Origin of the sequence: Lactococcus cremoris subsp. cremoris NBRC 100676 (assembly GCF_001591705.1) — a bacterium.
Taxonomy (GTDB): domain Bacteria; phylum Bacillota; class Bacilli; order Lactobacillales; family Streptococcaceae; genus Lactococcus; species Lactococcus cremoris.
The window spans coordinates 1-10,469 of the sequence record NZ_BCVK01000072.1 but is presented as its reverse complement, the minus strand read 5'-3'; the positions used below and the strand labels follow the sequence as shown (position 1 = coordinate 10,469).

General features: G+C 36.4%; 9 protein-coding genes. 7 read left to right on the top strand and 2 right to left on the bottom strand.

From position 1 onward, the window contains the following. The 7 genes from LLA01S_RS10895 to LLA01S_RS10865 all read left to right on the top strand — a co-directional run. On the top strand, positions 1-602 hold a 602-nt coding region (locus LLA01S_RS10895; RefSeq protein ID WP_155719846.1), incomplete at its 5' end, for a PhnD/SsuA/transferrin family substrate-binding protein. 115 nt (positions 603-717) lie between these two features. After that, on the top strand, positions 718-1,458 hold the full coding sequence (gene phnC, locus LLA01S_RS10890; protein ID WP_061778310.1) for a phosphonate ABC transporter ATP-binding protein: 741 nt from the start codon (positions 718-720) through the stop codon (positions 1,456-1,458). Further along, positions 1,459-2,271, top strand: a complete 813-nt coding sequence (phnE, locus tag LLA01S_RS10885; RefSeq protein WP_011675353.1) for a phosphonate ABC transporter, permease protein PhnE — start codon at positions 1,459-1,461, stop codon at positions 2,269-2,271. Between the two features lie 19 nt (positions 2,272-2,290). Beyond that, positions 2,291-3,100, top strand: coding sequence for a phosphonate ABC transporter, permease protein PhnE (gene phnE / locus LLA01S_RS10880; RefSeq protein ID WP_061778309.1), 810 nt, complete (start codon positions 2,291-2,293; stop codon positions 3,098-3,100). Between the two features lie 6 nt (positions 3,101-3,106). After that, positions 3,107-4,666 carry a bifunctional metallophosphatase/5'-nucleotidase gene (locus LLA01S_RS10875; protein WP_031286603.1) on the top strand — a complete coding sequence of 520 codons (1,560 nt, stop codon included), beginning with the start codon at positions 3,107-3,109 and terminating at the stop codon, positions 4,664-4,666. Between the two features lie 325 nt (positions 4,667-4,991). After that, on the top strand, positions 4,992-5,474 hold the full coding sequence (locus LLA01S_RS10870; protein ID WP_011675357.1) for a thiol peroxidase: 483 nt from the start codon (positions 4,992-4,994) through the stop codon (positions 5,472-5,474). A 168-nt stretch (positions 5,475-5,642) separates the two neighbouring features. After that, positions 5,643-8,183: a M1 family metallopeptidase gene (locus LLA01S_RS10865; RefSeq protein ID WP_061778308.1), complete on the top strand. Its 2,541-nt coding sequence runs from the start codon at positions 5,643-5,645 to the stop codon at positions 8,181-8,183. Between the two features lie 47 nt (positions 8,184-8,230). On the opposite strand, the gene LLA01S_RS10860 is transcribed toward LLA01S_RS10865, so the two are convergent. Together LLA01S_RS10860 and LLA01S_RS10855 are read right to left on the bottom strand one after the other, a co-directional pair. Then, the gene (locus tag LLA01S_RS10860) at positions 8,231-9,421 is read right to left on the bottom strand and encodes an MFS transporter (protein WP_061778307.1); all 1,191 of its coding nucleotides are present in this window, start codon (positions 9,419-9,421) and stop codon (positions 8,231-8,233) included. A gap of 481 nt (positions 9,422-9,902) precedes the next feature. Then, positions 9,903-10,376, bottom strand: coding sequence for a MarR family transcriptional regulator (locus LLA01S_RS10855; protein ID WP_011834384.1), 474 nt, complete (start codon positions 10,374-10,376; stop codon positions 9,903-9,905). Between the last annotated feature and the right edge of the window lie 93 nt (positions 10,377-10,469).

Sequence of the window (10,469 nt, the reverse complement as noted above, 5' to 3'; positions counted from 1 at the left end):
ATAAAGAAGTGACTTCATATCGCTCATTAATCATTGCTGGTAATTCTCCAATGGGTAAAAAATTAGCTAAAGAAGCCAACGATGGAACTTTGACATGGAAAGATTTGAATAAAGCAAAATGGGGGCTTGAATCGACTTCATCTGCTGCGGGATATATGTATCCTTCACAATGGTTGACAGATAATTTTAAACATTCAATTCGTGATTTGAAAAATACAGTAACGATGGATTCTTACGATTCAGCGATGGCTCAACTTGCATCAGGACAAATTGATGTTATGCCTGAATATGCCGATGCTCGTTTAGATGAAGCAACAAAATGGACCACAACTTTTGGTGCAAAAGGAAGCATTTGGGATGATACAAATGTGATTGGAGTAACCCCTGCTATCGCTAATGACGGAATTATGGTTTCAGAAAAATCTAAAATTATGACACCAGAGTTCAAAAAGGCTCTCTCAACAGCGATTAAAGATATGTCCAAAACTGCCGAAGGCAAGAAAGTTATTGCGATTTATTCACATGATGGCTATGTTGATTCAACAAAAGATGACTATAAAACAGCCATTAAAGTGGCAAATGAAATGAGTAAAGCCAACTAATGAACAAATAAAATCATTTTAAAAGGGTCTGGGTTACTCGTTGAGTTCCAGACTCTTTTTGTGAAAATGAAGCAATAATAAATAAAATAGAAGCTTCATATAGAATGGAGAAGTGATGATTAAATTTGAAAATGTGTCAAAAGTTTACCCAAATGGCACAAAAGGTCTGACAGATATTAACTTACAAATTGACCAAGGAGAATTTGTAGCCATTATTGGGACATCAGGAGCGGGGAAATCCACCCTTATTCGCTGTGTCAATGGTTTAAATGATGTGACTTCCGGTCGTCTCTTTGTGAATGATACGGATGTCTCAAAACTAAAAGGCAAAGACTTAAGAAAATTTCGACGCCACGTCGGAATGATTTTTCAATCCTATAATTTAGTGCCTAGAGTTACTGTTTTAAAAAATGTTATGTTTGCTCGTGTCCCAGACATGAACTTATTTAAAGTGATTTTTGGCTTATTTTCAAAAGAAGATAAACTTGTTGCTTTAGATTCTCTGAATAAAGTAGGAATTTTAGACAAGGCATATATCCGGGCTGATCAACTTTCTGGTGGTCAACAACAAAGGGTTTCACTTGCGCGTGCACTGACACAAGAAAGTGAGATTTTACTGGCTGACGAGCCTGTTTCAGCCCTTGACCCAGTGACGGCTAAAGAAGTAATGGATGATTTTAAAAGAATTAACGAAGAGCTCAATAAAACGATTTTACTAAATATTCACCATGTTGAACTTGCCTTAGAATATGCCTCACGAATTATCGCCGTCAAAAAAGGAAAGATTGTCTATGATGGGCCCTCACAAGAAGTAACCAAAGAAATTTTAGATGAAGTTTATAGAAAAGAGGGCTAAATGTACGATAAAATATTTAAGCCCAAAAAAATAGAACTCCTCACGGGTGAAGTGGTTGAAGAAAAAGTCAGTCGTACTTGGATTTACTGGATAATTATTATTATAATTATCGGTTTATCTGTACTTCTTACAAATTTTGACTTTAGTGCGCTTAGTCGAAGTGGACTCTTTTTACAAAAATTAGCAAGTATGCTTCCACCAAACTGGTCTTACTTTGATAAGGTACTTCCTCCTTTGCTTGATACGATTAAAATGAGCTTTTTTGCTTCCTTATTGGGAGCTTTATTAGCGGTCCCTTTTGCAATTTTAACAGCCAATAACATCGTTAAAAATCGGTTAGTAAATGGAATCATTCGCTTTATTTTTATGCTTGCAAGAACTTTGCCAACGCTAGTTTTAGCTTTGATTGCGACTTATATTTTTGGACTGGGGACTTTTGCTGGGGTCGTTGCGATTTTTATTTTTACTTTTTCTTTTATCGGAAAACAATTATTTGAAGTCATTGAAACGGTTGATATGGGACCATTTGAAGCGGCAGAGGCCTTGGGAGTGAGTCCCTTAAAAGCCTTCTTTATTGCTGTTTTTCCTCAAGTTTTACCTACTTATCTTTCAACTGCCCTTTATGCTTTTGAAGGAAATGTTCGTTATGCAGCGATTTTAGGTTATGTTGGTGCAGGCGGGATTGGAAATATCTTAAATGACCGTGTAAATTTTCGAGATTTTGCCAGTGTCGGCATGATTTTGGTTTCAATTTTGGTTACGGTCATGATTATAGACTCTGTCAGTGCACTCATTCGCAAGAAGATTGCCTAGGAATGAAATGAGAGGAAAAATGAATTCACAAATTATTGAAGAATACAATCGACGACCTAAAAAATGGTTTTATTATCTTTTGATTTTTATCATTTTGTTAGCTATTTCAATTTGGTCAACCTCGGTTGTTCATTATCACGGGGTGTCAGAACATGGTGCTTTAATTGCTAAAAATATTTTCACAGGAATTTTTCATCCAGATAGTAGTTTAATTTTCAATTTCACTGAAACAGGTTTGGCTTATCTCTTTCTGCAAACTTTTGCTATTGGGATTCTTGGAACTTTGGTCGGTGCGATTATCGCTGTTCCACTATCTTTTCTGGCGGCAACAAATCTGGTTCCTAACTGGCTGGCTTATTTGATTCGTTTTGTTTTAATGGCTATTCGGACGATTCCTTCATTTATCTATGCCCTTTTGTTTATTCCAGTTGTTGGTTTAGGTTCGTCAGCTGGTGTGATGGCGCTTGGTTTTGAGTCCATTGGGATGATTGCAAAGTTATTTATTGAGGCCATTGAGGATTTGGATATGGGTGTCATTGAAGCGATGGATGCAGCTGGTGCCACAACTTTTCAAAAAATTCGCTTTGGGGTTTTGCCACAACTTTTACCAGATCTTTACTCAATCCTACTTTATCGTTTAGATATGAATCTTCGTGATGCTGCCATTTTGGGCTTGGTCGGTGCTGGTGGGATTGGTGCGCCATTGAGTTTTGCAATGTCTGGCTATAAATGGTCGTCTGTTGGAGCGATTTTACTCGGACTTTTAGTATTAATTATTTTTGTTGAACTCATTTCATCAAGAATTAGAAAAAAATTAGCGAAAGGATAAAGGATGATGAAGATAAGAATTCTTGAAACAAGTGACTTGCATGGCTTTGTTCTTCCCACAAATTTTACAGAAAAAGACATGGATTTACCTTTTTCGATTGCTAAAGCTCGAACTAAAATGGACGAACTGACAAGCTCCTCTGAACAAAAAGGAGAAATCGTCATAAAAATTGAAAATGGCGACATCTTGCAAGGGTCTGCTCTGGCTTACTATCTGGCAAAAAAAGCAAAGGAAGGCATCAAAGATTTAGTCAATGTCACAAATTCTTTTGGCTATGACGTTGGCTTACTAGGGAATCATGAGTTTAATTATGGACTGGAGTATTTAGAAACGTATGTCAAGCAAGTCAATTATCCTATTTTAACAGCCAATGTTTTGGATAAAAAAGGACAGCCAGCTTTTGGACCAACTTATCAAATCATTGAAAGACAAGGCGTAAAAATTGGAATTGTTGGTTTCTTGACTCAGTATATTCCTCATTGGGAACAGCCAGCTACAATTAAAGATTTAACTTTTCAATCGATTGTTGAAGCTGCCAAAAAAATTTTACCCGACTTACGTCAGCGCGTTGATGTGCTTCTTGTAGCTTATCATGGGGGATTTGAACGAGATTTAGTGACAGGAATTCCTACGGAAATCTTAACAGGAGAAAATGAAGCCTACCAATTATTATTGGAATATGGAGAATTGATTGACGCTCTAGTCACGGGACATCAGCATCGGAAAATTGCTCAACATGTTTTAGGAGTTCCCGTGATTCAGCCTGGGTTTCGAGGGGCTTTTGTTGGGGAAATTGAGCTAGAATTAGATAAGCAAAAAAAAATTACCCATTCAAAAGCCAAAATTCATAGAACGGCCAAGTCAAAAGTTTCGACAGAGGTTCTTGAACTTATTTCTGATATCAGTAAGGAAACAGAAGAGTGGTTGGACCAGCCAATGGGAAAAGTATTGGGGAATATGAAAATTCTGGATCCAATGGCCGCGCGCATTAGTGAGCATCCTTATATTGAATTGATAAATAAAATACAAATGGAAGCAACAGCTGCCAAAATTTCGGGGACAGCCCTTTTTAACAATGAAGCTAAAGGTTTTGATGAACAGATTACCATGCGCTCAATTTTGACAAATTACATTTATCCTAATACTTTAGCTGTTTTAAGAGTGACAGGAGCAGATTTAAAAGCTGCCTTAGAACGAACGGCTGAACATCTTGAAATTAATGATGAGGGAGAAATTATTTTTAGTCCTCGCTTTGTTGAACCTAAACCTGAGTATTATAATTATGATATGTATGAAGGCATTGATTATACTATTGATTTGAAGAAAAAGATTGGTCAGCGAATTGTGAACTTAAGTTTTGAGGGACGTCCAGTTGCCAGTGAGGAGTTTTTAGAAATTGTAGTCAATCAGTATCGAGCAGTCGGGGGGGGAAATTATCCAATGTTTTCTGCTGACAAGATTGTCAGAGAAATAACAGTGGACATGACAGAATTGATTGCGGCTTATTTGAAAAATCATCCTGTGATTCAAGCGACTGTCAATCATAATTTTATGATTTTAAAATAATAATTACTGACAGCTTTTTTAGCATTAATAAAGCGCTAAAAATTACTGTCAGTAATTTTTTTATTAAGTTTTGCTTGAGAATAAGCTAAGTTATTCTCAAGTTTTTCCTGATATACTTTATTTATTCAAAGGAGGAGCCTATCATGAAACAAACACTTAAAATCAAGAAAATTAATTATCAATTTGTGAAATCAGAAGACAACAAGCTAATACTTCCAAGTCCTTTAGAAAGTCCCTACCTGACAGCGAAAGATGAGCAATAAGAGCCAGATGAGAGGATATTCTGTGATAGAATGAAAATATAACTATTAATAAAGGAGCATTAATGACAATGAATATCACATCTCATGGTGAAAAAATAGCAACAATAAATCCGACAACAAGTGGTGATGCACCTGATTTTGAACTGACAGATTTAAAAGGAAATAAAATTAAATTATCAAAACTTGAAAAGCCTGTTTTGATTAGTGTGTTCCCAGACATCAATACTAGAGTTTGTTCACTTCAAACCAAACATTTTAATCTTGAAGCAGCAAAGCATTCAGAAATTGACTTTTTGAGTATTTCAAATAATACAGCAGATGAGCAAAAAAATTGGTGTGCAGCCGAGGGAGTTGAAATGACAATTCTTGCTGATGATGGAACTTTTGGACAAGCTTATGGTATTGTTTTAAATGATGGACCACTCAAAGGTCGTCTTGCTCGTAGTGTTTTTGTTGTAAAAGGGGGGCAAATCGTCTATAGTGAAATATTAGCGGAGCTTTCGGATGAGCCTAATTACGAAAAAGCCTTAGAAGCAACTAAATAATTAATGACAAAAAATTGAGGATATTGATAAGAGTGAATATCCTCTGTAAAAGCTGTCAGTAGACAGTTTTTTTAATAAGTTAAAGAAAAGATGTAATTTTTCTTTGTACTCGAAATTTTCTATTCAATTTGATATAATTATATTAATACTGAATATTTAGGAGAAGATATGGCTGTAAAACGTTTAATTGAAACTTTTGTTCCGGAAAATTATAAAATTTTCCTTGATATTGACCGTAAAACTAAGAAAATAAAAGGTCAAGTGGCAATTACTGGGGAAGCAAAAGATACTGTTGTTGCCTTTCATGCCAAAGGATTACACTTCAACAAAGTTCGCGCTTTTAGTGTTGATACAAACTTCATTGAAAATGAAGAAGATGAAGAAATTGTTGTTAAAATTGGTGAAACAGGGCGCGTGACTGTTTCATTTGAATATGAAGCCGAATTGACTGACAACATGATGGGAATCTATCCTTCATATTATGAAGTCAATGGTGAAAAGAAAATGCTAATTGGCACACAGTTTGAAAGCCATTTTGCTCGCCAAGCTTTCCCATCTATTGATGAACCAGAAGCGAAAGCAACTTTCGATTTGTCAGTAAAATTTGATGAAGAAGAAAGCGACATCATTGTTTCAAATATGCCAGAACTCTTGAATATTAATGGAATTCACGTTTTTGAACGGACAGTTAAAATGAGTTCTTACCTTTTGGCTTTTGTATTCGGTGAACTTCAATATAAAAAAGGAAAAACAAAATCTGGTGTTGAAGTAGGTGCCTTTGCAACGAAAGCTCATAGTCAAGCAGCACTTGATTTCCCACTTGATATTGCTATTCGTTCAATCGAATTTTACGAAGATTATTATCAAACACCCTATCCACTTCCACACAGCTGGCATATTGCCTTGCCTGACTTCTCAGCAGGAGCAATGGAAAACTGGGGATGTATCACTTATCGTGAAGTTTGCATGTTGGTTGACCCTGAAAATGCAACCATTCAAAGTAAACAATATGTGGCAACAGTTATTGCCCATGAATTGGCTCACCAGTGGTTCGGTGACCTTGTAACTATGCAATGGTGGGATGATTTGTGGCTCAACGAATCATTCGCTAACAACATGGAATATGTTTGTATGGATGCTTTGGAACCAAGTTGGAACGTTTGGGAATCATTCTCAATTTCAGAAGCCAATATGGCATTGAATCGTGATGCAACTGATGGAGTTCAATCTGTCCACGTTGAAGTAACTCACCCAGATGAAATTGGAACACTTTTTGATCCAGCAATCGTCTATGCTAAAGGTTCACGCTTAATGGTTATGCTTCGTAAATGGCTCGGAGATGAAGACTTTGCTGCTGGCTTAGCCCTTTATTTCAAACGCCATCAATATGGAAATACAGTTGGAGACAATCTTTGGGATGCCTTGGCTGAAGTTTCTGGAAAAGATGTGGCAGCCTTCATGCACTCATGGGTTAATCAACCGGGTTACCCTGTCGTTACAGCAGAAGTCGTTGATGATACTTTGATTTTGAGCCAAAAACAATTCTTTGTTGGTGAAGGTGTTGACAAAGGACGTTTGTGGAATGTTCCATTGAATACCAATTGGACAGGGCTACCAGACTTGCTTTCTTCTGAAAAAGTTGAAATTCCAGGGTTTGCTGCTTTGAAAACTAAAAACAATGGTAAAGCTCTCTTTTTGAATGATGCAAATATGGCTCATTACATCATTGATTATAAGGGTGCTTTACTGACAGACCTTCTTTCAGAAGTTGAATCTTTGGAGAATGTGACAAAATTCCAAATCTTGCAAGACCGTAAATTGTTGGCTAAAGCAGGTGTGATTTCTTATGCTGACGTTGTAAATATCTTGCCATCATTCACTAATGAAGAATCTTACCTTGTTAATACTGGTTTGAGTCAACTCATTAGTGAGTTGGAACTTTTTGTTGATGAAGATTCAGAAACTGAAAAAGCCTTCCAAAGCTTGGTAGGAAAACTTTTTGCTAAAAATTATGCTCGTTTGGGTTGGGATAAAGTTGCTGGTGAATCTGCTGGGGATGAGAGCCTTCGTGGAATCGTGTTGAGTAAAACTTTGTATTCTGAAAATGCAGATGCCAAAACAAAAGCTAGCCAAATTTTTGCAACACATAAAGAAAATTTAGCAAGTATTCCAGCTGATATTCGTCCAATTGTTTTGAACAATGAAATCAAAACAACTAACTCGGCTGAATTGGTTAAAACTTATCGTGAAACTTATATCAAAACAAGCCTCCAAGAATTCAAACGTGAACTTGAAGGGGCAGTTGCTTTGATTAAAGATGAAAAAGTTATTGCTGAATTACTTGAAAGCTTCAAAAATGCCGATATTGTTAAACCACAAGATATTGCTTTCTCTTGGTTCTATCTTTTGCGCAATGATTTTTCACAAGATGCGGCATGGGCTTGGGAAAAAGCAAATTGGGCTTTCCTTGAAGAAAAATTGGGTGGTGATATGAGTTATGACAAATTTGTCATCTATCCAGGGAATACTTTCAAAACTGCTGATAAATTAGCGGAATATAAAGCTTTCTTTGAACCAAAATTAGAAAACCAAGGCTTGAAACGTTCAATTGAAATGGCAATTAAACAAATTACAGCACGTGTTGCTTTGGTTGATAGCCAAAAAGCAGCAGTTGATAAAGCAATTACTGATATTGCTGAAAAATTGTAATTTATAAATAAAAATCACCTTTTAGAGGTGGTTTTTTTATTTATAAATTATTCGTTTGATTTCGCTTTCGATAGAACAATCAAAGCGAGAATAAGGAAGATAAATCCCATAAGAGCAGGAGCAGAATGTCCGAGACTAATGTAAATTTGTCCACCAATTAAAGGACCGATAACGCGTGTAAGTGCTTGAAGAGCTTGACTTCCGCCTTGAAGTTTACCTTGTTCAGAAGAAGTCGCTGATATTGAAAGTTTGCCATTGAAGGCAGTTCCGAAAATACTATCTCCAAAAGCAAAGATAAACATTGCCAGAATGAAGAGGGGCCACATTTTAGAAAAAGCAGAAAGAGCGAAAAGTAAGTAAGCAATTATTTCGCAGACTATTGCTAGACAGATAAGTTTATCTTCATTAGCTAATTTTAGAAGTCTGGGCATGATGAAAATTTGAGTTAAAATATCCATCAAACCCATGATTGAAATGGCAAGACCAATTAATACAGGTGTCCAAGCAAAACTATCAAGTGAAAACTGACTGATAATAGCTTGGAGCGCACCATTTGGCAACCAAAGTAAGATACCGGCAAAGAGGAGACGATTGAGATTTTTCATGCGTAAGAGCTGAAAAAGTTGGGTGAATGGATTAAGCTGCTTAAGGGAAAAATTTTTTGTGCGATTATTTTCAGGAAGGCTTTCATCCATGACAAAAGCACCATAAAGAAGATTTGCAAGGGAGATGATTGCTCCAAAGTAGAAGGGGACTGAATTTCCAAAATGGGCTAGGAGTCCACCAACGGTTGGGCCAGAAATTGTTCCAACACCAACAGCAGCAGCTGTCCATCCGAATACTTTTGTTCGATTTTCTTCATCAGTAATATCGGCGAAATAAGCGAAAAGTGTCACGATATTTCCACCGGTTAAGCCATCGATGATTCGTCCGATAAAGAGCATCCAAAGACTGCCAGCTAAACCAAAGACCAGATACCCCAAGGCAGAACCAGCTAAAGAAATTAGTAATATTGGTTTGCGACCAAAGCGGTCTGATAAAGAGCCAAGTGCGGGGGCGGCAAAGAAAGTACAGAGTGCATAAATGGCCATTAGTGCAGAGACGATGAATGCTTGGTCATGAGCATTTGCAAAAGGGGCGACCATAAATGGGACAACAGGGGAAATGATTGTAAAACCAAGTCCTGTCAGAAAAGTTGTGATAAGCCCAAAAGTGAGGGCATGTTTATTGATGTTCATAGTGAGAACCTCCATTAAGATGTGAGTTCGTTCTAGGGTCTTTGCACCTTTTTTCTTTTTCGATTGCTTTAGCAAGTGGGGGAAAGGGTCAAGGGCAACAAGAATTTGACAGTTTTGATGTCAGATTCTGCTTGACTAAATTGAATTGATGAAATTTTCCATTCGATGAGTTACATTAGTAACTTAGTGAGAATGGACAAACTAGATTGAAAAATGAGGGATTCTACTCAAGGAGTAGTTTCGCAATTTTATCTAATTTCAGTCACTTCAAGGCGAACGAGCTGAATTGTGATGATTATTTGATTTCTTAGGAAGTTTTTTGCGCAGGTTTTCAGCTGCTAAAGTGAACTCTGTCAGACTAAAGGCTTCACTTTTCTATTCGAGTTTCCTTGGAAACAAAAAAAGTATATCGCATTATTATTTCTTTGTCAACAAAAAACAAATAAAAAAACCGTCAGTAAAAATTAATTTACTGACAGACTTATTTTTCAATATTTTTTCGGATAGAAGAATCAAGGTGATTATTGTATTTATCAAGGAATTCTAAAATATTACTGACGGCTTCATCAGTTAATTCGTCAAAGATCACTTGGTCGTTTTGGGAAAATTTTTGGTGAAGACTTTCGTGACGGTCATTGATCTGCTGACCTTCTTTCGTTAATCGAAAATAAATTTCTTTTTTATTTTGAGGAATTTGATAACTTTCAATCAGATTTTTTTTGAGAAGTTTTTTAGCAATTTTACTGGCAGCACCGCGTGTCATATAAAGATGATGAGCTAATTTTGTCACATTGGGATAGGGAGTTTTGGCAATAAATTCAATTGTTTCGATTTCTGATAATGAAATATTTGAAAATTCAGCTTCCATCTGTGGCTTATAATAAGCATCAATTTTGTTAAACAAGTTAGTCAAAGAGGTCATAATTTGTTCCTGGTTTTCTTGAAACTGAGTCATGAGTCATTTTCCTCCATCTTTAAAGTGCTTTGCCGATAAATACAAGACCAATAGTCATTTCGGCGCCAAATGCTTGTGACAATATAATTTTGC

Coding starts and splice junctions, on each gene's coding strand:
- phnC (WP_061778310.1), top strand. CDS start 718: ATGATTAAATTTGAAAATGTGTCAAAAGTTTACCCAAATGGCACAAAA.
- phnE (WP_011675353.1), top strand. CDS start 1,459: ATGTACGATAAAATATTTAAGCCCAAAAAAATAGAACTCCTCACGGGT.
- phnE (WP_061778309.1), top strand. CDS start 2,291: ATGAATTCACAAATTATTGAAGAATACAATCGACGACCTAAAAAATGG.
- LLA01S_RS10875 (WP_031286603.1), top strand. CDS start 3,107: ATGAAGATAAGAATTCTTGAAACAAGTGACTTGCATGGCTTTGTTCTT.
- LLA01S_RS10870 (WP_011675357.1), top strand. CDS start 4,992: ATGACAATGAATATCACATCTCATGGTGAAAAAATAGCAACAATAAAT.
- LLA01S_RS10865 (WP_061778308.1), top strand. CDS start 5,643: ATGGCTGTAAAACGTTTAATTGAAACTTTTGTTCCGGAAAATTATAAA.
- LLA01S_RS10860 (WP_061778307.1), bottom strand. CDS start 9,421: ATGAACATCAATAAACATGCCCTCACTTTTGGGCTTATCACAACTTTT.
- LLA01S_RS10855 (WP_011834384.1), bottom strand. CDS start 10,376: ATGACTCAGTTTCAAGAAAACCAGGAACAAATTATGACCTCTTTGACT.